The following is a 21817-nucleotide window of genomic DNA, read 5'->3' on the forward strand; positions in this document are numbered from 1 at the left end:
ACTCAGCGAATCGAGCACCACCCGTTTGTCAGGTTAACACTGTTCTCATTTCGTTCCCAATCCGTCAATCCAACCTGCACGCCAAAAATGTGCCATTTCCTCCGTTCTTAACAAGAAATGGTGCCTGAACTGCCTGAAGTTGGTCCGCAATTGCGGCCATTGGATTGAAGGCAACTGACCCCACGGGACTCCACGATCCGACGCCCTGATCGAAGAAAATCGTCCCTTCTCCTCGAGCGGTACGGAAACTGAGCCGACGACGGTGAGCGAGATCCTGGTGTAGTCCCAGCCTTGCTCTAGCGGACACCCCCTTGAGCAGATGTTCAAAAACAACTGTACGAGAATCCATGTCTGCCCAATCATCTTTGACCGTCGTTCCCATCTTTGGGCGACGTTGGTCACGGCGTTGCAGCAGAGTGTCTACGACGATCTCAGTGTTCTGATCGGAAAAGCCTCTCAACAGCTCGGAAACAAGCCTTACTACGAGAGGACTGAAAAGATACCGATCTGAGTACCGCAGTTCGATGCAGGGCTCTGAGAGCACGGCCGCGAGAGTATCGTTCCGCCCCGCGATGATAGCCTTGAGCCGCTTTCCAAAGCCATCCACAGGCCCATCAAGTTCAGCGCCGACTTCGAAGATAGCTTCACGTATTCTTTCGACAAGCAACGTGTGAGGATCGATATTCCCCGTGCTTTCGGGCGCCGCTTCCAGGTTGCCTCGGACGACGGGAGCCTCTGTGGTGCTCGCCCAATTCAGGTCGATGGAATAAGCCGACCGATCAAGCGATCGCCACGCGGTGATTTCTCGTCCGGCCTCGGTGACCACCGCAAGAAAGTCCTCGTTGCCCGGAGACATATTCCGGAGTGAAGCTCTCGCCCTTTCGAGCCAAAGAACAACTCTCCGGCGAGTAACTGCATCCGCTTGCTGCAAGATCGCCCCGTTCACTTCGACCGACGCACTGCGCCCACGGGCGCCCCACCGCTCTACGACGGAGGCGGCCGGCCATCGTTCAAAGTCCCACGCACTTGGGTCACCATGCAATATCAGCGTTAGGTCGGCCGCTGGGTTTGTTGAGATCAAATCGTTCAGCGCGTCCGCAAGGGCAGCCGACTCGTACACCGTCTCCACCCCAAACAGGCGATGCTGCTCAGGAAGTGAAATGCGCGAGAGTAACTGCGCCAGCAACGCATGGGCACTCAAGCGATCCGTGCCTTCTACTGTGTGCTGCGCATCCGGTGCGAGAACGCAACGCGGACAAACCCGCACCGCATCTCGGTCTCCACATCGACCTATTGCCGAGCAGTCGAGGAAAGCAAGCGCCTCCCTCAAATAAGCCACAGGGTCACGCGCAATCACGGTCGAGAAACCCGCTCCTCCGCTGGCCCTGTCGAATATCACCGCGCTATAAGAATCCGCGCCGCGGTTATTTGGCGCAGCTGGCGCCGCAAAGCCCATTTCGTCGGCGTCAATGCCCAGCTTCTTGGCTACGGCTTCACGTAGCGCGAGAGCGATCGTCAACGCAACGTCCCTCGAACGACAGTCATAGAGCTGGATTTCGCAGACGTCCGTACGTATTTCGTGCCCCAAATTGAGATTTCTTACGACCGCATAGGGCGAGTATTCCGGAGCGCCAGTACAGGTTTGACCATCGGCCGCCATTGGCGCACCTCTCAGCGGCCTGTGGCCTGTTAGGCCAGGCCCGCCAGACGCCACTGTCTCGGCCTCAGAACGGCCGCAATGAAGACAGACTGCATACCCGTGTCCATGATCCCCGGGATTGAACCAAAAAACCGTTCCGTCCGCGCTTGCACGCACGCGGCCAATGTCAGGGTCTGGCAGTGAGCGCCACGGCGCCTCTCGCGCCGAAACCCACGGGTCTATAACCCTCGATCCGCCGAGATCAGATGGATCATCGTGCACTTTGAACCGAACATCGACCGAAAACCCTCCAGGACTTAGATACCGGATCGGCGTGAAGCTACTCGATCCGCACTCGATGCAGGGCGTTTGACCAACGGCGGACGGTTTCGAGCTCAGGGCGCCGCAGGTTCTACAGGACCACATCGTTCTCAAGCTTTGTATCTCGCGAAGGCCATCTTGTGATATGGGCCTTTGCCAGTTGAGAGTGACGCCTCCAGACTCGCGAACAACACCATCTACAACGATCCCACGGCCTGGCGCGTATTCATAGATACCCACTTCGCGTGACCGCGACGGATAACCCCGACCGAAGCTCTGCTCTTGCGGCGCCTCCCCCTCCTCAACTCGGCGCGCTCGTGCCGCTCTCTCGCTGGCTGTCTCGGTTACGAATTGAACGACGTCGGTTGGGAAGCCATAGGATGGAAGAAAGCCTCTGCCGGCCAACTCACCTAGTAGATACCCTCTCTCCAAACGAAGTCTCTGAACTTCTCGCGCCCTGTTGATTGCCGCGAGTTCGGCATCTCCAGACAAGCCACCCGGGGTGACAGGCGCCAGCGCTTGCCATTCAGCCTGAATCTCGGAGTGGATCCGATCCACACGAGCTCTCAGCACTTCAACGAGATCCCAACCCGGCCGGACGGGAGTACCGGCCAGCAACGATGTCAACTCGTCCAACAGCGCCGGAGTCGAAGGGACGGTATCGAGCCAAGCCATGAAGGCCGAGGCCGGTGGTGGATCAGTCGGTGCGTTCGCCTCCGCCGCGAGACCAAAAAATGCCTGATTGGTCAGCTTATGCAATTCCGATCCAAGGCTTGAAAGATACTCCGACAAGAGAAGTGCAGCGGCATGACGCGTTGCGATGGTCGGGCTGTCAAGACTCACCCGAGGCGTTCGCACCTGACGTTGGAGATACTCCATTGGATTCGAAATCGTCATTTGGTCCAGTGGACGATTCTTGCAGAGCGTAAGTCCTACTGCGATCGGCTGACGCTGCCGCCCTGCCCGACCAACGCGCTGGCGATAATTCGCGATCTCTGGCGGTGCATTCGTATTCAGCACCGCCTCGATGCTGCCGATATCGACACCCATTTCCATGGTCGTAGAACAGCCAAGAACATTGATCCTACCGGCCTTGAACTCTCTCTCATACCGGCGGAGTGCTGTACTCGGCTGTTGTGCGGAGTGTTCCGCCGCGCGTATCCAAGGCGAGAATTTCGCCGCACGGTCCTGTTGATCGCCCCATCTTCCAAGACTTCGAAGCGACACAACGGTCGGATCAATTGCCAGCCAGTTGTCGATCCGGTCTTCGGTCACGATCTGCCCGACCGAATCCCGACGCCAAGAGTATGGCAGGCGTGGCATTGTAATGGGTGTCGCGACGGGGTGAACCCCGTCGATGTCATAGGGGCTTCGTCCTCGAATGGTCGTGTCCAGCACCCTTCTCGTTGTTGGACACCAGAATGCCCTGTCGACTCGAGCAACAGCGAGATCTCCCAGCCGCAAACGGAATCCGTTGTCCGAGGTAGTCAAAAAACGAAAGAGTGCTCGCCAAGCAGCCGTGAGTACTTCGTCCACGCTGTCCTTGTCAGTGCGACTGTCAGGATCGAGTTGCAGGGCCTGAAACAGAAGCCGTACTACGCGCGTTAGTCGCGGGCCCTGCGCGTTTGGCCAAAGACGCACATATCGGCTTGATTTTTCCCCAGGGCTCCACGGTTTGACCTCGATATGGCTCTGGCGTCGGTCTATCCAACTCAACCACCATCGTGGAAAGTCGAGCGCGACGTTCGTCCGCAAGAAGTGCGTGACCAAGAGGCGAAGTAGATCGCGCCAATCCTCATCGGTCATGCCAATGCGCTGCGCCGCCGGAGGCACTCGCGGCTCCGCGCGGTCAATCCCAGGTAGTTCAAATCGGAATAATCCGAGCGTCTCCGCGGAGTTCGCACGGACTGGCCGTCTCATCGCTTCTCGGTACAGCAGAAATTCTGCGAGTACCTCTGGGTCTTGAAAGCGATCGTCTCGATTAGTTGTGGTCCAAAGGTCTCTCAGGAAAGTATTGACCGTGGTGTGCGCAGCTAGCCTTTGCACCAGTTCACGCCACCGCTTCGCACCGCCATCAAGCATCGCCGATCGCTGGCGCTCGAAGTCATCTGCCAATCGGGCGAACTCGGGATCGTTCGGAAACTCCCTGAGCCGCGCGATTCTTGCGTTCAGCGCTTCGAGCTCTTGTTGATTGACCGGAGGGGCCTCTTGCACGAACTGATAAATGAATGATCGTACAAACATCCGCTCAGACGCGACCTGGACGTTGGCCGCATGCCTCGCCGTACCCTGGCGGGCATCAGTAAACGTGATGAGACGACGCCCATCGAACGGAAGTGGCTCGGAAGCATCGAGCTCCGGGGACAAGTCTGCGAGAAAGCCTGGGGTGATTTGAGCCATCAGGAATGGCGCACCTGCTACCACCGGGCGCATTGCACCGCGACTCGGATCGAACCGATTTGGCGCGCGCGTGCAACACGCGCATTCCAGGATGTCCCGACTTGCAGCGAACGTTACATTTGCATTCCCGTCCAATCTTCCCGTTTTCAAATCCAGATCCAGTCGACGTGACCCAGGTTTCGGGGGATAGGTTAGATATCGGCGTGAAACAAGCGCGGGGGCATCTATCGTTGCCCCATCACCGTCCTCTGAATCTTCGCTTGGGTCCTCTCGCTCGAGCGTCTGCTCGAACTCATCCTCATCGTCACCTTCGCTCCATGCAGCAATTCTGGAGCCACCATCAAGCTCCTCGGCTCTCAACGCTCCGTCGCCACACAGCTGGCAACAGACCCACTCCAACACAATTGACCCGCAATACGGACAATGTTCGCGAGCCTCCGAGAAAATCGCTCCGTAGTTCCAATCAGAGCCGTCCGCTCCCTGTGCAGGACTCTTTGAGCAGTTGGGATTTATGCACGTCCAGAGCCCATTCACCGTCCGATGAAATAGGTGAACTCGGTTTGGTAGAATGGAATCTCCTCCGATGGCGGCCATCGCCGGGTCGGCCTGGGGATCCCTCGCCCTGGCCGCTTCCACAAGAAACCTTGTCGCATCGCTCTGTCCAACACCCAGCGCCGCCGTTTCGCGAGCCCAAGCACGCCAGGAATAGATTTGGCCGGACCGAAGCTCTTCTCGCACGGCTCGCAATCTCTTCGATTCGGCCAGTATTCGACCGCTCTCCAGCGGATCAAACTCGGAGAGGTCGTTTACCGGAATCTGACCACCCTCTTGAGAGGTCGGCATCAGCGGTAGGGGCGCGCGATAACCTTCAACAACGTCCACGGCGTCACGTGGCGCGCCAGAGAGATTGCAGAGAAAATCATGGAGCTCTGCCCTCGCATTGGCTCCGCCTATGGTGGCGGAGGTCGCCACATAGCGAATCTGATCGGGCGTTCGGCCAAATGCGAGCGCAACGCGGCGCAGAAGAAGCGCAATCTCCGCGGCTTGCGCTCCCATGTACGAGTGAGCCTCGTCGAGAACGATGAAGTCCAGCGTGCCCCGAGACCGCGCCGGGATCGGCGCATCAACTTGACGGATCAGCATGTATTCCAGCATCGTGGCATTTGTCACGAGCACTGGTGGCGGTGAGGCGCGCAGCGCGGTGCGGTCGCCAACACGCCACGGCCGTTCGGCTCTCACAGAAGCTCGGGCCGTTTCAGGCGTTTCGCCATTGTAGAGGCAATATCGCAGGCTGCCTCCGAAGGGTGCGAACCAGCGTTCCAGCCGCTCCTCCTGGCTGCTGATCAACGCGTTGAGCGGATAAAGCAACAGAGCGCGCACGCCCTCCAGCTGCCTTTGGCCCCCATCGGACAACCTAATGAGCCGATCGAGAATCGGCGCGAGAAAGCATTCGGTCTTACCCGAACCCGTGCCGCTGGACACAATCACCGAGCGTGGATCGGCGGACGTCAGGCGTTTCCAAGCGTCCGCCTGGTGAGCATATGGCGGATACGATACCGAATTGAGCACGTCGATCGTTCGACGATCGAATATCCCTTGGTCAAGTCCGGACCATCCTCCCTTCAATGGTAGCCAGGGGAAAGCACCTTCCACGAACGGCTCGGCAATCAGGGAGCCGGGGCTACCGGCCGACGCCCCCCAAACGCTACGCAAGTAACTCGCCAGGGTGCGAGAGCGTGGACGCAACATTCCGATGATGGCGTCAGCCGCCTGCTCCGGCAACCGCGTCATCATGCGATCGAGATCAATCATGCCCGCACCTTCTCAGCGCTCGCAGAGCTGCGAAGCGCTTCGTCTAGCCCCATTGGAAAGACCGTTTCGAAATACTCAGGATCGTACAGCCACACGTCACGACTACGCCGTAGTTCGTCTTGCTCAAGCTCAACTCTTCCGCTCGCATGATCGGCGACGAGCAGCGGCGCCGCGATAACCTCGGAAAAATTCGAGTTATAAGGCTCGAAGTACGGTCGCCTAGAGAGCAGGGTTTTCGAGCTGAATATGCTTTGCGGAGGCAATGTATCGTCATCATGCCGGCCAATAAGTCGATCCACTTCCCGCCGAATTCCATCGCGACGAGGGGACTGACGGAAATTGAGCGTTGTTCCATCAATCGTCTTTCTATGTTTGGCCATTTCCGCAGCGACACAAATAAGAAAGACGAATTTTGCATGTGCCGACAACTCGGGCCTCAGATTGACGATATCATCAAGGGCACCACTTATGCTTCTAATCCCGGCTGCGCTCTCGATTCCGACAGCAGCGAGCTTCTCGCCTATCTGCTTCAGGCGAAGCGAAAACGCTTCGAGCCAATCCCCAACGGAGGTGGAGCACCACAAAAAGGGCAGCTCCCGCTGCAGATCGAGCAGCGCGGCGCGTTCTGCCAGCGACTCGCAAGAGGCGAGCAGCGAGACGGCGAGACGGGGGCAACGCCCGAGTAATCTCAATGCGTCAACGGAGGAAATCGGCAGCCCCTCCTTCCTTGAGAGCACGAGAAGATCCATGATCATTCGAAGCTCGCGCATGGAAAGCTGATCGGGCTTCGAATACGCGTGCAAAAGCGCGTTCAGACGTACACCAGATGCCTCAATCTCGATCGCTCGCTCCAAGGCCGTACTCTCAGCCTCAGCCGTTGACCTCCTTCCTACCGACGGGACAATCCTCGGCCTAATCTTGGGTCCTTGTCGCCGCCGCCCAAAAATCAACCACGGCCCGGGCGGCAGTTTGGTCGTAAGCTCCGATCGCATGACTGCCTGGCTCGCGGGAGCGTCAACGTCGATTATGCCGGCCGCAGGGCGCGTTAGACAAAATGCATGGACATCAAGTCGGTGCAGGATACCGAGCGCGGCGAATGCATTTGGGGGTGGTGCATTGAAGGGATCGATCTCGTCATCATACCAGCGAACATCTGCTATGTGATCGCTCGCGCCGAGGGCGGAGAGACGGACTCGAGCATCCAGGTTTTCCGAACTACCGAGCAACTGAGTAATGGTGTCGGCAAATGCTGAAAGCGGCACTTCTCCCGAGATGGTCCTGGAGACTGAAATGCGCTGAATATCGTTTGCGCGCAATTCCATGCACAGAGAAACCTCCCGTGTTGCTATCAGCCGGAGCCCTTTCAGCGCATCGACCGATAATGTCGTCCTCGACCGCATGAGGAAATCGTTCTCATCGACTATTCGCAGCTCATAGCTCGGGTCTGCAAAAGTCACTTGGAGTTCGGCATCCCATCTGAGGTAAAGCGTTATTGTTGCTGCTTTTGTGGGTACTCCGAGGGCAATGACAGCGTGCTCGCCTTCCAATCGGACGTTCAACTTATCCTCGGCGCGAGCCGCAACGATCCGAGTCTGCACGTCTGCAATACGGAGCGCGCGATTTCGGCGGTCCACTTCGATTGTGAAACTTGGCGAGACGATAGATGCGCCTATCGCATAACGCAGCTCGCCGTCTTCGATGACGGCCAGGTCCACGTCACCCCAAGGTTTACCCTTGTCGATCGGATGCCAAATCCCTCTTCCGCGCGGGCGCCAATGAAGCGACTGGCGGCGCGGGGTCGACAAATGGTTTTCGCGCTCGATCCACACTTGGGGAACGCCAAGAAAGACCGGCTCTCGCACGCTCGGCACGAGGCCTCCGACGAGGACCAAGCGACCGTCGACCTCACGTTCGGCGGCGGTACGCCATGTCCAATGCGTCCCACCGAGCATGATGCTGGCGGTTCCTTGGAAGCTGATGACGCGATGGTCGGATCCAACGCAACGTCCAAGGTCGGTAAAGCCGTCGGAGAATGAGACCGAATGGAAAGATTCTTCTCGGATTGCAAGTGCGAGCACGGGACGACCTGTTTGGGCCGGCGAAGTTCCTAACACTCGCAGGCTCTTGGGCGCGCCGTCCTCGCTCACTTGCTCGACCTGAAGAGCAATGATCGGGTGAAGCAGCGAGTCTCCGCCAGGCGCAATGAACTCACCGATCGTACTATTTCCGGATTGCACGAGGAGACGCGCTTCGTTTGCCAAAGCAAGAGGAGCTTCAAAGGTCGTGACGAACCGCCGAAGTTCGTGCACCGGCTCGTCATCAGCCTCGACCGTTTCTATGGCCGCCACGGCGACGAGTTCGTCACAGAACGGTGGCCGCGGAAAGATTCGAACTCGACGACCATTTCGCACGGCGTCACTAACGCTAGGGGGTAGTCGCTTCAGGTCAACATTGCCGGACAATCCAAGTGACGCTCGGGGATGCCATCCATCATCGGACAGAACGAGAGTGCGAATTACATCCAGGGCGGCTCCAGGATCTTCGCGCAGCCGAACGATCTCCTCCACCATCGTACGGACGTCTTCGCCTTCCACGTCGAAGGGAAGCTCATGGCGCCAGTTAGGTCTCGTCTGATCGAGGTAGTCGACCGGGTCGCTTCCCCGCTCCTGCTGTGCGGGTAGGCAAGCGCGCAGCTCTACGATCTTCTCGCACAGTTCAGCGGCTGGCTCGAACAGGGCTTGGGCCAACCGATCCGACACGCGCCAAGCTTCTGCGCCAACTGAATCCCGAACGGAAAAACCTTTCTCCGCGCATCTCACCGCATTCTTGAGCCATGACGCAATCCGCGGATCTTCTCGAACCGAGGCTACGGGGAAACCGGCCTCTCTTACGATTGCAAGGAGCCGTTCGCTGCCTCTTGGTTCAGGTCGCCGCCACGCGGTCAAACCAGAACTCACCAGGTTTTCGATGTCTCGGTATTGGATGCGAGCATGGGGCCCATACTCGCATCCAATGCTCCTTAGGGGCCGAATCCAATCCCAATGACCGCCGCTCCGCTCACGCCGGAACCATTCAGCCACGTAGGCGACGACGAGCGCGGCGCCATGCCGGTCGAAAACTGCAGATGGACCAGCCTGCTTGAGGATGCTGCAGAGATGATCATAGTCGGTACGCGTGAATCGGTAAGCATACAGCGGTCGAGCGTCGGGAAAGTCCAGACCCTTGGCGTCCAGCAAACCGTAAAACGCAGTCTTGAATTCTCCCCGATCTCCCACAGTCGCCCCTTGGTTAGGGGACCCATTCATTCATTGCCGCCGATTACTTGTGGCCCCCGTCCAAAACGCTACAACTTTTGCGAGAAAATTCAACGGCGTACCGTGTTTCAATAGACCAAAGAATGATCGATCGTGGGATAAGTTGTGATTCGGCTCGCGATTTGACCCCTTATTGGCGCCGAAGGTTGACCCCCGCCAGAACTGACAAGCCCTTCAACCCCGTCAGCTAGTTGGACAATTGTGGGGGTTACCGCTTCAGTTGATTCCCACCTCTCATCAGAGCGTCTTATTGTAATCTTGCACTCTGGCGCGGCCGTCACTTCGTTAAGCGCCGTGCGCGTTCGCCTAGACGGCCTAAGCGCTGTTGGCCGACGCTCGGTACGGGTCCACGATTTCAGCCATGAAGCGCGCCCGCGCGTCATCGTTTGCCTTTTCCCAGGCGCGAGCCAATGCCCGGAATTCGGCTTCATTGGCTGCTGGAGTGACGGATCCTCGATCTGCCCGAGAAGCTGCGAACTCTTCGACCTTTGCGAGCTGTTCACTTTGAGGGACTGCAGCGATTGCGAGGAGGGCTGACTGGTTGTCATCCAGTCCAGCGGCGGTGATTGCCGCGCGCGCTGCAGGCGGGATAGAGGCAATCTGGGCGGCCCGGCGGAGCGCATTGCGATCCACCCCAAGCGTACGCGCAGCCTTCGCAGCGCCGCCTTGCTTTCCGCGGCCTCCGGAAACCTGCTCAAGTTGAGCATCTTTGTCCGTGGCTTCTGCCCATTGGATCAAGGCAGTAGAACGCTCAAGTGCGGTAAGGGTGCTTCGGTGGAGGTTCTCTGACAGCCTCCAGAGCTGGTGGATTCCTTTATCCTCTATGACAAAGCAGTCGATCGCGGGCATGCCGAGCTGCTTCGCCGCCAAATAGCGCTTGCAGCCCGCGACGATGGTGTAGTCCGCATCTATGGAGATGGGCGTCTGAAGCCCGATCAGGCTTATGGAACTGGCCAGAGCGCCGACAGCGGTGCTGTCGTGTTCGCCGCGGTCGGTCGGCAGCTTGACGCGGTCAAGCTCGATACGCCGAACCGAGACGTGCGATGACGCAGTTGGGTTCCGCTCTTTCGAATTGGTTGACGTGGTTTCCATCGTGCCGTTCTGATCTGTCCTGGTAGGACGAAACTGGCACGACTCCCGGATTGCTCGCAGTTGTCAGGATCGGCGACGTTGACGACAACTAGCGGCCGGATTATTTCTCCCAATCTACTCGGACCGGGTACTCAGGCTTCAGCCCGAAAAGCGCTCGAATGTACTCTCTATCCTCCGCGGCCTCCCGTAGGATTCTTCTGAGTTTAGTCTCATCGATGAAATTCTCCAAAACGAGGTCATAGTCCCCGTTCTGGTCTTTGCGAATAAAGGGTCTCATCGCGATGAGCAGATGAAAGACCAAAGCGGATGATTTCCACCAGCGCGTATAGAGGTTCGACTTGTCCGCTTGCACGTGAATACCACGCCGTCTGCAATAGATGGCGTAGGTTTCTTCTACTTTGCGGAATGACAAGTGAGGGATGTCGTTGACAGTCTCATCAGTCAGAAGCGCTGTCTGGAAGTTGTCGTACCGTTCTTCGCCGACGTGAAGGCCGAGCATGCGAGACGAAGTTAAGATCTCCATCCCTTCCTTAAGTGCTTCCTGTCGCCTCCCTTGGTCCTGTAGCAGCAGGCGCGGCGCAATGGGTTGGTGCTCGTCCAACCAGCGATGTTTGATCGTGGCTTCGATCGCCCAAATGCAAAGGGCGTTCCCGAAAGCTTCTCGCTTTCTGCGCTTCTCGAACTCTGGATAAGCGATAATCGCAAAAATGCGGGCGAACTGCTCGAACTTGGGCAGTCGGTCGACCTCTACGACGTAGTGCCGCTCCGAAGGCCAGACATCGATTGTCTCCATCTGCTGGATTTGTAGGTCGATGGCTCGGGTGTCAATCGATGCTTTGATCGCGCCCCATAGGTTGGTAAACAGAGCTTGCTCCTCCGTTAACCATTGGCACTAGAGCTTTTTTGGTCCGAATCGGAGGCCGCCTGTTTTGAGCCGTCCAATCGGGTATCACCACCTCAATCAAGATGTGCATGGTAGCCAAACCCGTCGCTGCGTGGCTTGGCCGGCCCAGCTCTCGGCTCCCGCGATCGCAGCACTTGTGCGGCTATCGTCTCTTCCGCTGCCTTAGCACAATGAAGCTGTCGCAATCCGCGGTGCCCCTGCGTGGGCAGTTGCCGCCATGAGCGAATTGTAGGCCCGCTTGCATGGTCCACGAGTGTGGTCCAAAGTGAACTTGACGGTCCGTCGTCTGCGGCGAAAAGCTCGTTCGGATCAAGCGGTTGATTGGGTTGCTGAGTGTGGCTGGGGAACCTGGATTCGAACCAAGACAAACAGAGTCAGAGTCTGTTGTGCTACCGTTACACCATTCCCCACCGAAGCGCTTGAAATCGCTAAGCTTTCTTCGGAAGTTTTGCAAGGCTGGCTGAAGTTCTGCAAATCAGCGCTCGCAGGCCGCTCATATAGCCGCGCTGACCTTCGGGGTCCAGTCCTTCTGTGGACATCGTCGCGTGTTCTCGCTGCGTTCACGCCAGAGCGAAACGCGTCTTGCTGCTCCTTTTCGGCCGGTCTCATGACCTCGCGGTCGGCCGATCAGACGACGATACGATCGAAGTCCGCGGCGATCCGGGTACTCGGGAAGATCCTTGCGGCTTCGGCGAGAATCTCCTCGTCTTCGTAGCGTCCCGACAGATGCGTCAGCACGAGCTGCCCGACGTTGTTCGTGGCTGCAAAGGAAGCCGCTTCTGCCGCGGTGAGGTGGCCATAATTCCGCGCGGTCGGCGCGTCGCGATCGAGAAACGTCGCCTCGATCACCAGCATGTCGGCGTCGGCAACGTATTGCGACAGCCCCTCGGTGGTCTCGGTGTCGCCGATCACGACGAGCTTCCTGCCGCCGCTCGGCGGGCCAAGGATATCTTCCGGGTCGACGGTTCGGTCGGCAAGCACGACCGGGCGGCCCGCGGCCAATTCGCCGCGCAAGGGACCGTCGGGGACACCAAGCGCTATGAGCCGATCGGGCCGAAGACGACGGCGCGCGGGGCTCTGGAATACGAAACCAAAACTGTCGGTGTCGCGGTGGCGAACCGGAAAACAGTCGATGGTGAATTCACCGGCATCGATGACCTGTCCTTCGGCCAGCGGCGCGAACGCGACCGGGATCGGCGCCCTGCCCGCGCCCCACAGGCCTGCGAGCATCCGGATGACGATGTCGAGCGTTCCTTCCCCGCCGTGAATTGTCATGACATCGGAGGTCTGCCGCAGGCCCAGCGTCGAGAACAGGCCGGGAATGCCGAGCACGTGATCGAGATGAGCGTGCGTCAGCAGGATGCGGTCGAGCCGGCGAAAGCCGGCGCCGCTGCGCAGCAGCTGGCGCTGTGTGCCCTCGCCGCAATCAATCAGGATGCGCGTGCCCGACGCCTCCACCAAGAGCGCGGGATGGTTGCGCTCCGCTGAGGGAACGCTGGCGGAGGTCCCGAGAAATGTCAGGGCGAACATGGTCGTCACGAGCCCAGAAGGTGGTTGAGGCCGCCCGTCCGGCCGGCCTCACCGTCCCCAATGCCACGCGAGCAGCAGCGCGTACAGGGCCATCGACGCGACGTAGAGCGCGGCAAGCAGTGCGTAGCCCGCGAACTGGCGGCCGAGCGTCGCCGTCGGCCTCACCCACCAGTCGAGCGCCCTGAAGGCGGCGGGCACCAGCCACCAGCCGAGCAGCTGCGTGCTGACGAGATTGCCGACGAAAAGCGACAGCCAGACCGGCACGCCGTTTCTGTCGATCAAGGGCGTGCTGATGAAATAGCCCCAGAGATAGACCACGGGATAGAGCACCAGGAGGACGATCAGGTTGCTCTTCAAGATTAATCCCGGCCCTTGCTCGGGAGCCGGCGTCTTGCCGGTCGGGAACCAGAAATTGAAGCCGTAGCTCGCCCGCTTCACGTTCATGCCGGCATTGAAGCGCTCGCCCTCCTTGAGAAGGGTCTGCCGCAAGGGCGAGTCGAGCCACGCATTGAGATTGGCATCAGAGTCGAACGACAGGATGATGATCCATTCGTCGTGCAGGCCCGGAATCGGCCGCTCGATCTTGTGCCGCAGGAACCCCTTGAACTCGGCCTCCGCCGCCTGGATGCGCTGCTGCCATTTCAGGAACGCATCCTCGAGCCCATCAGGGACATTGAACGAGATGACGGCCGAGACCGCGCTGTCGCGCTGAACGCCGGTGTCGGGCAGGATATGGACGTCCTCCGAACCGACGAAGAAGCGCTGCACTTCCGCGATGAGTCGTGCCCGCACATCGCTCTGGAGCCAGGCGCGTGCAGCGGAGGGGCTGGCGAAACGCAGGATCGTCACCCAGTCCACATGCGCCGGCGGTTGCGGCGGCACCACCTCCTGGCCGAGAAAGCCGGGCCATGCCTTGAGCACCTCGCCGACCTCGCCGTTCCATCGCGCGAACGCGGCAAAGCCGTCGTCGGCGATGCGGCGTTGGATCACGAGGGCGACCGGCTGGTGGGCTGTGTCAGGGGATGCGCTCATGAGCTGCCGTCTCAGCTCTTCTTGTAGAGACGCTTGCCCATCACCCAGGTCTCGTCGACGCAGCGATCGTCGCCGACCATCATGACGGCGAACAGCATGCTCGCGGCCTCATCCATCGTACGCGGGCCGGCGCCGTCGGCGATCAGCGACTGATGCCACGCTTGCGCGGCCTGCCCGCCGTTCGGATCGAGCGCCACGAAATCGGCTTCCTTGCCTGGCTCGAAATTGCCGAGTTTGTCGTCGATGTAGAGGCCTTCGGCACCGCCGAGCGTGATCGACCAGAAGCCGCGATAGGGCGAGAGCTTGTTGCGCTCGGCCTCGGCGAGATCCTTCCGCGTGGGATCGATGCTGCCGTCGAGCAGCGTGTTGTTGCACATGCCGACCTTGTAGGCGTCGTCGAGTACGGAGATCATCGAGAAGCGGTTGCCGCCGCCGACGTCGGTGCCGAACGACATCTTGACGCGATGCTCGGGATCGGTGGCGCGGCCGAGCCGGAACAGGCCGCTGCCGAGGAACAGGTTCGAGCACGGGCAGAACACCACCGCGGCGCCCTTCTTCGACATGCGGCGGAACTCGTTGTTCGAGAGATAAACGCCGTGGCCGCCCGAGAACTTTGGACCGACCAGGTCGAACTTCTCGTAGACGCCGAGATAGTCCTGGCAGTCCGGATGCTCGACCAGCACGCCGCTGCATTCGGCCGGGTTCTCGGAGATGTGGGTGTTGACCCAGCAGTCCGGGTGCTCGTGCTTGAGGCGCTGACACGCTCTCAGCAGTTCCGGCGAGGCACCGAAGGCGAAGCGCGGCGTGATGGCGTAGAGGTTGCGGCCCTTGTTGTGGTACTGCGCAATCAGCCGCTTGCTGTCGCGATAGAAATGGTCGGGGGTATCGATGAAATCGGCTGGCGCGTTGCGATCGATCCCGGTCAGGCCCGCGATGACCCGCATGTTCCGTCTGCTCGCTTCCTCGAACAGCTCTTCGGTCGAGACCGGCGAGGAGCTGGTAAAGGCTTGGCATGTGGTGGTACCGGCGGCGAGCAATGCGTCAAGAAAACGCTTCACGCCCTCGCGCGCGTAGTTGCGATCCCGGTATTTGAGCTCTTCCGGATAGACCCACTTCTGGAGCCACGGCAGCAACTGCTCGCCATAAGCCCCTAACACGCGGGTCTGCGGCAAATGAATGTGGCCGTCGATGAAGCCCGGGACGATGATGCGGTCCTTGATATGAGTGACCTCGATGCCGGGATGAGCGGCGGAGATCTTGTCATAAGGGCCGAACGCCTTGATCACGCCGTCGGTGACGACCATGAGGCCATCCTGGTGAAAGCGCGCTGCGGCCTGCTCGTTGCCGACGTGCTTCCAGGGATCGTCGACGAAGTCGAAGAACGTGCCGCGAATAGCAACGGTGACCATGATTGGTTCCCTCCTCAAGTCTGTGTCGAGTGGCGCGCTGATGGCAGCGAGATCGCGAGCAACGTTCCGGCGACGGCGCAGAGGCCGAGATAGAGCCATCCGATCGGCGCCTGCGTCGCCTCGGGCAACACTGCCGCGACCGCCATGGCACCGCTCACCGCGAGATAGCAGAGCGCGCTGATCAGGCCGCCGATCAGGCCGTGGTCGCGTTCGAACAGGCCGAGCGCCATGCCGTACATCATCGGGCACAGCACGCCGCAGCCGCCGAGCACCAGTGCGCCGCCGATCGTGATCGACGCAAAATCGAGGTAGAAGAGCATGCCGGTCGCGGTCAAGACCACAGCGCCGGCGAGAAACAGCGCGAAGGCGCCGAACCCCAGCATACGCGCCGGCACGAAGCGCGCGAAATGTGCGCAGCCGAGCTCGCCGGCGAGATTGACGCCGCCAAGGCCGAGCGCGACGAGGCCGTAGAGTGCCGCCGAATAGCCGAGGCCGGTCTGGTAGAAGAACGGCGCGACGACGCCGAACGCCAGTTGCGCGCTGGCGGCAGCGGCGAAGACCAGCACGAAAGCCAGGAAGCCCCGACGGACGAGTGCCTCGCGCAAGATACCGACGGTGCGGCGCGGATCGAACGGCGCACGCCGTTCCGCTGGCAACGTCTCAGGCAGAAGAAATACGACGATCGTGGCAACGATTGCCGCGGCGATGGCAATGACCACGAAGACACCGCGCCAGGACGTCAGCTCGACGATGAAGCCGCCGGCTGCCGGCGCAAGCACGGGCGCCAATCCCCACGCGGCTCCTAGCAGTCCCGAAATCGCAGTGAGCTCACGTCCACGAAAACAGTCTGCAGCGACCGCATAGGCGACGACGAGACAAGTGCAGCCGCCGATGCCTTGCAGGAAGCGCAGCGCGAGCAGCAGCGAGGCGCTGGTCGCCAGCGCACAGGCGATGCTCATCGCGATCAGCACCGACAGCCCTGCGAGCAGGACGTTGCGGCGGCCGAGCATATCGGAGGCGATGCCGACCGGCACGAGCGCGAGACTCATGCCAAGCATGTAGGCGGTGACGGTGTTCTGCATCGACGCCGCGTCAGCGGCAAGATCCACCACCATCTGCGGCAGGCCTGGCGTATAGGCATCGAGTGGAATCTGGCTGAACGGCACGACGCACAGCAGGATCGGCACGATCCCGCCCTTCGCGCGACCTGCGTCCGAAGCAAGTGCAGTCATGGCTTACGCCCCCTCGATGCCCGCGGCCCCGTCTTTTCGTGCGCGCAATGAGATGCGCCGATGCGGGGTGCAGGTGTTGACGCGCGCAAAGTGCCAGAACTGTATGTAGAAACCCTTAGGACGTTCCGTATCGATACGGATTCCGGCGGACGACGTTCAGGTCTTCGCTGCAAGCGGGGCGCTCAAAACAAAAAACGCGAAAACAACCCCATGCACAGTACAAATCGTTGAGGAATTTCGCGCCGCCTGGTGCGAGCCCTGTCAGCAGGAACGCTTGACACGTCAGGCAAAACAGGCGCGGAATTGCGCGATCCCCGATTTTGGCTTTGCCCTCGCTCCGACGCCAATAACCGCTCGGAAGGCATCTTCAAACGCATGCCCAAACGGCGATCAAAGCAAGAAGCCCTTGAGAGCGCCAAGAAACTGTTGCGGCGATTGCAGCTGTGGCACGTGCGCGCATCCTGGAATGATCTTGAGTTCGGCGCGCGGCAATCCCGCAGCCAGCTCATGCGACATCGGCGGCGGCGTCGCCTCGTCCTGTTCGCCGCACATGACGAGCACCGGCACGTTCACGCCGGCGAGCTCGGCACGAAGATCAAGGCTTGCCAGAGCATCGCACGCGGCGCGGAACACATCGGGGTCTGTCCGCAGAAAGGCTTCACGACGTCCGCGCATCAGGTCGGGGTGCTGCGCCTGAAAGTCGGGTGCGAACAGGCGCCGCATCGCGACGTCACTGATTGCCTCGAGCCCCTTCTCTCGCGATATCTTCGCCATGTTGCGGAACGCTTCGCGGCCCGGCTCGGAGAAAGCTGCGCCGCAATCAGCTAGAATGAGCCGGCTGGCAATTCCCGGATGGCTGATCGCCATCTGCAAGGCGACGAAGCCGCCATAGCCATTGCCGAGCACGATCGACGGCGCGCCGCCTGCGGCCTCCCGCACGGCCTCTGCCATCCGGTCCGCGACAGCAGCAAGTCCGCCTTCGACCGTGCGTGAACGGCCGAACCCGGGCAACTCCGGCACGATGGTCCGAAACGATCCCGCAAGCTCCGGCACGATCGCATCGAAGGTGGCTCGATCCGATAGCAGCGAATGGAAAAGAAAGAGCGGCGGCCCCTCGCCCGCCTGCGCGGCGTTGACGGTCTCATCGGCAAGAAGCCTGTCCATGTCCGGCCTATCCCAAACTGCATCGATCGGATCACGCTCTCTCGCGTGCCCTGGAAGCTCCGATTGATAAATCAATTGACAGGGAATTCAAGCATTCGGCACTTGACGTGAAATATCACGAGTAGGATATTATCCGACAGGAGACACCAATTTCCATGCTTTTACGCGAAAATATCTACGATCTTCTCAGAGCTGATATTTTAGCTTGTCGCTTTGCGCCGGGCGATGAAATGCGAGAGCAGGATCTGGCCGAACGCTATTCGGTGAGCCGGCAACCGGTCCGGGACGCGCTTTTGCGGCTCCAGCGCGAGCACCTCGTCACGGTCCAACCCCGTCAGGGTTATCGGGTCACGCCGATCTCGCTCTCGGACGCCCGCGATCTCCTGCGCTTCCGCCTCGCGCTGGAGCCGGCCTGCGTCACCGAGGCGATCGAGAGCGCTCCGGACAGCGTTTTGAAATCGCTCGACGAATTTCGCCGGTTCTCGGGCAGCCACGAGGACTTCATCGTCTACAATCGCGGCTTCCACACTGCGCTGGCCCATGCCTCCGGCAATCGCCGCATGGCGACGGCGCTGTGCGACCTGATCGGCCAGGCCGACCGGCTGGTCCGCGTCAGTATTTCCAACCTGAAGGGCCACGACCCCGCAAAGCTCGTCGCAGAGCACGTCGCACTGATTGACGCCATGCAGCAGCGCGAAACGCGCACCGCGGCGCGCATCATCAAGGCCCACATCGGGGACACCGAAAAACGCGTTCTGCCGGCGCTCAAGCGCAACGCCGTCATCGTCGAAGAGAGGTCATCATGAACGTTCCCTCGAAACCCGCGTCGATCGACGTCGAAACCCACGGCAATTTCATTGATGGACGGGAAGTCGAAGCCGGAGACGGCGCGATGCTGGACGTCCGCAATCCCGCGACCGGCGATGTCATTGCCCGCATTCCCAATTCAACCGCTGAGGATATCGACCGCGCCATGAAAAGCGCGCGCGCCGCGTTCGACGGCAAGGCCTGGGGCGGCATGGACACGCGGGCCAGGGCCAGGCTGGTCAACAAGCTCGCCGATGCGTTCGAGGCCAATCTCGACAGCCTGTATCGGCTCGAGACTCTCAACAACGGCCGCCCAGTCAACGAGACCCGCGCCCAGCTCTCCCGCCTGCCCGATTTCTTCCGCTACTTCGCAGGCCTCGCTTTGTCGCGCCGTGACTCCGTGATCCCCGTCGAAGGCGCTTATCTGAACTACACGCTCCGCACGCCGATCGGCATCGTCGCCAATTGCACCCCGTTCAATCACCCCTTGATGATCCTGTGCAAGTCGCTCGCCGTGGTGCTGGCGACCGGATGCGTCACCGTGGTGAAGCCGTCCGAATACACGCCGCTCACGACCCTGAAGCTGGCGCAGATCTTCACCGACGCGGGCCTGCCGCCCGGCGTCTTCAATATCGTGCTGGGCCTCGGCCCCAGCGCCGGCAAGATGCTGGCCGAGCATGGCGACATCAACAAGCTGGTCCTGACCGGCGGCACCGAGGCCGGCCGCATCGCCGGCAGCGCGGCCGCAAAGGTGTTCGCGCATCAGACCATGGAACTCGGCGGCAAGACGCCGGTGATGGTGTTCGATGATTTCGACGTGGACCGCGCCGTCAATTATGCCGCGTTCGGCGCATTCATCGGCGCCGGACAGACCTGCGTCTGCGCCTCGCGCCACATCGTCCAGGCCTCGATCTACGACGAGTTCGTGGAGAAGCTGCAGGCCAAGACCCGCACGATCCGCGTCGGCGATCCCTTCGATCCCAGCACCCAGATGGGCCCCGTGATCTCGGCCAAGCAGCGCGACCGCGTTCTCACCTATGCAGGCTATGGTCACGCCGACGGCGCGCGTCTCGTCACCGGCGGCGTTGCCGCCAAGGTGCCCGGCCACGACAACGGATATTTCGTCGAGCCGACGGTGTTCGCCGACGTCAAATCCGACATGCGCATCTTCCAGGAGGAAGTGTTCGGTCCCTTCACCTCGGTGACATCGTTCAAGGACGAGGCCGATGCGCTCCGGCTCGCCAACGACTCGCCGTTTGGCCTCGCCGCAGCGATCCGTACCCGCGACGTCGCCCGCGCTCACCGTGTCGCCGCCGCGGTCAAGGCCGGCATCGTCTGGATCAACGATCATCACCGGCTCGATCCGGCCTCGCCCTGGGGCGGCGTCGACGATTCCGGCATCGGCCGCGAATGCGGCGCTGAAAGCTTCAACGACCATTTCAACACCAAGAGCGTGATGGTCGCGACCCACGAGCAGCCGTTCGACTGGTATCGCGACACGGCCAATCAGAAGCGGCTGAACTAGCAGAGCTGCACCGGGCCGACCGCCCATAGAAGGCGGGCCGAATCAACCAGAACAACAGTCAAGGGAGAGCGTCAATGTCGACATCGGTGAACGCGGGCAGCCGTCTCGATCGGCTTCCGATCGGTCCATTCCACCGCCGCATCATGCTGCTGATCGGCATCGGAATGTTCTTCGACGGCTTCGACATCTACATTGCCGGAACGGTGCTCAGCGTCACGCTGAAATCAGGCTTTTCGACGCTCGCTCAGAACGCAGCCTTCATCTCCGCGACGTTCGTCGGCATGATGCTGGGGTCGTTCGGCACCGGCTTCCTCGGCGATCGCCATGGGCGCCGCTTCACCTATCAGTTCAATTTGCTCCTATTCGGCATCGCTTCCCTTGCCGCGGCATTCGCGCCGAACATGGCCTTCCTGATCGCCTGCCGCTTCGTAATGGGCGTCGGGCTCGGCGCGGAGAACGTCGTCGGCTATTCGACGATGACGGAGTTCGTGCCCGCCCGCACCCGCGGCAAATGGCTCGGCCTCACCGCCGTATGCGTCGTGACGGGCCTGCCAGCGGCACTTTTGATCGCATCCGTGCTCGTTCCGCAATTCGGCTGGCGCTCGATGTTCGTGCTCGGCGGCATCGGCGCGCTCGTCGTCTGGTACATGCGCAAGTCGCTGCCGGAATCCCCGCGCTGGCTCGAAGCCGTGGGACGCACCGCCGAGGCGGAAGCATTGATGCAGGCGATCGAGAAGGAAGCGGCGCAAGGACAACCCTTGCCTGCTCCAGCGCCCACGACACCCGCTCCGGTCGCTCCCGATCTCGGCACGTTGTTCACTGCGCCCTTGCTGTCGCGGATGATCGTCGGCGCCATCTGCCTGATCACGATCAACACCCTGCTCTATGGCTTCGTGACCTGGCTGCCCGTGTTCTTCGTCAAGCAGGGCCTGTCGGTCGCGACATCGTTCGGCTATTCGCTGCTGATGGCGCTCGGCGCGCCGATCGGCGCGGCCATCGGTGCATTGACCGCCGACCGCTGGGGACGCAAGCCAACGATCATCGGCGCGTCGCTGATCTCGGTGGCGCTGGGCATGCTCTATCCCATGATCTCGGATCCGATCCTGCTGCCGGCCGTGGGCTTCGCGCTGACGGTGCCGATTTACGTCCTGGTCGCACTCCTGTTCGGCATCTACATTCCAGAGCTGTTTCCGACCGAGGTCCGGCTGCGTGCGTCGGGCATCGTCAATACGCTGGGGCGCGGCGCCACGATCGTCACGCCGTTCCTGGTCGTGTCGCTGTTCGAGTCGCGCGGCATGGCGGGCGTCATGGCCCTGATGATCGGCTTGCTCGTGGTACAGATCATCACGGTCTGGGTACTCGGCATCGAGCCCCGACATCGCAGCCTCGAGGAACTCAAGGCCGAAGAGACTGCCGCGCCGGTCCTCAAGGAGGCGTCCTGAGGGGCAGCCGGAGGAGCAGGACCTGCAATATTCGAGACGCCCGCTTCGGCGGGCTCCTCACCACGAGGGCCGATCGTGCCGCAAAACGCCACCTCATCCTCAGGACCCTCCGTAGGCGTGCGTCGAGGGATAGGGCCGCAGGCAAGCTTGCGACCCCGACCGATGGGCAGATCTGGTTCCCGTTGCGCCGCCTC

12 protein-coding genes and 1 tRNA gene are annotated in these 21817 nt (G+C 60.8%); 3 read left to right on the plus strand and 10 right to left on the minus strand.

The genetic code is table 11. The features are described 5' to 3' along the window. Positions 1 to 64: 64 nt before the first annotated feature. From ACM42_RS17205 to ACM42_RS17250, 10 genes are all read right to left on the minus strand, one after another. Positions 65 to 6172: a DEAD/DEAH box helicase gene (locus ACM42_RS17205; protein ID WP_271529068.1), complete on the minus strand. Its 6108-nt coding sequence runs from the start codon at positions 6170 to 6172 to the stop codon at positions 65 to 67. Beyond that, entirely contained in the window at positions 6169 to 9408 is a 3240-nt protein-coding gene (locus tag ACM42_RS17210) for an STY4851/ECs_5259 family protein (protein ID WP_271529069.1), read from the minus strand. The genes ACM42_RS17205 and ACM42_RS17210 overlap by 4 nt, the downstream gene beginning before the upstream one ends. A gap of 393 nt (positions 9409 to 9801) precedes the next feature. Then, positions 9802 to 10578, minus strand: a complete 777-nt coding sequence (locus tag ACM42_RS17215) for a ParB/RepB/Spo0J family partition protein (RefSeq protein ID WP_271529070.1) — start codon at positions 10576 to 10578, stop codon at positions 9802 to 9804. Between the two features lie 100 nt (positions 10579 to 10678). Beyond that, positions 10679 to 11371 carry a hypothetical protein gene (locus tag ACM42_RS17220; protein WP_271529071.1) on the minus strand — a complete coding sequence of 231 codons (693 nt, stop codon included), beginning with the start codon at positions 11369 to 11371 and terminating at the stop codon, positions 10679 to 10681. Positions 11372 to 11818: 447 nt separating this feature from the next. Then, positions 11819 to 11892: transfer RNA gene (locus ACM42_RS17225), tRNA-Gln, on the minus strand. Between the two features lie 217 nt (positions 11893 to 12109). Then, positions 12110 to 13012 carry a ribonuclease Z gene (rnz, locus tag ACM42_RS17230; RefSeq protein WP_271529072.1) on the minus strand — a complete coding sequence of 301 codons (903 nt, stop codon included), beginning with the start codon at positions 13010 to 13012 and terminating at the stop codon, positions 12110 to 12112. Positions 13013 to 13060: 48 nt separating this feature from the next. Continuing rightward, the gene (locus tag ACM42_RS17235; protein ID WP_271529073.1) at positions 13061 to 14044 is read right to left on the minus strand and encodes an antibiotic biosynthesis monooxygenase; all 984 of its coding nucleotides are present in this window, start codon (positions 14042 to 14044) and stop codon (positions 13061 to 13063) included. A gap of 11 nt (positions 14045 to 14055) precedes the next feature. After that, positions 14056 to 15453: a guanine deaminase gene (gene guaD, locus ACM42_RS17240; RefSeq protein WP_271529074.1), complete on the minus strand. Its 1398-nt coding sequence runs from the start codon at positions 15451 to 15453 to the stop codon at positions 14056 to 14058. Positions 15454 to 15467: 14 nt separating this feature from the next. Continuing rightward, entirely contained in the window at positions 15468 to 16685 is a 1218-nt protein-coding gene (locus ACM42_RS17245) for a multidrug effflux MFS transporter (RefSeq protein WP_271529075.1), read from the minus strand. 390 nt (positions 16686 to 17075) lie between these two features. Further along, on the minus strand, positions 17076 to 17849 hold the full coding sequence (locus ACM42_RS17250) for an alpha/beta fold hydrolase (protein ID WP_271529076.1): 774 nt from the start codon (positions 17847 to 17849) through the stop codon (positions 17076 to 17078). Between the two features lie 155 nt (positions 17850 to 18004). Between ACM42_RS17250 and ACM42_RS17255 the strand changes: the two genes are divergently transcribed. The 3 genes from ACM42_RS17255 to ACM42_RS17265 all read left to right on the plus strand — a co-directional run bounded on the left by ACM42_RS17255 (position 18005) and on the right by ACM42_RS17265 (position 21623). Further along, positions 18005 to 18655 (plus strand): GntR family transcriptional regulator, encoded by a 651-nt coding sequence (locus ACM42_RS17255; protein ID WP_271529077.1) that lies wholly within the window; start codon positions 18005 to 18007, stop codon positions 18653 to 18655. Then, entirely contained in the window at positions 18652 to 20181 is a 1530-nt protein-coding gene (locus tag ACM42_RS17260) for an aldehyde dehydrogenase (RefSeq protein WP_271529078.1), read from the plus strand. Before ACM42_RS17255 ends, ACM42_RS17260 begins: the two co-directional genes overlap by 4 nt. Before the next feature lie 74 nt (positions 20182 to 20255). Further along, positions 20256 to 21623: an MFS transporter gene (locus ACM42_RS17265; protein WP_271529079.1), complete on the plus strand. Its 1368-nt coding sequence runs from the start codon at positions 20256 to 20258 to the stop codon at positions 21621 to 21623. The last annotated feature ends 194 nt before the right edge of the window (positions 21624 to 21817 follow it).

It is taken from the genome of Bradyrhizobium sp. CCBAU 25338 (genome assembly GCF_028128965.1).
Lineage (GTDB): Bacteria > Pseudomonadota > Alphaproteobacteria > Rhizobiales > Xanthobacteraceae > Bradyrhizobium > Bradyrhizobium liaoningense.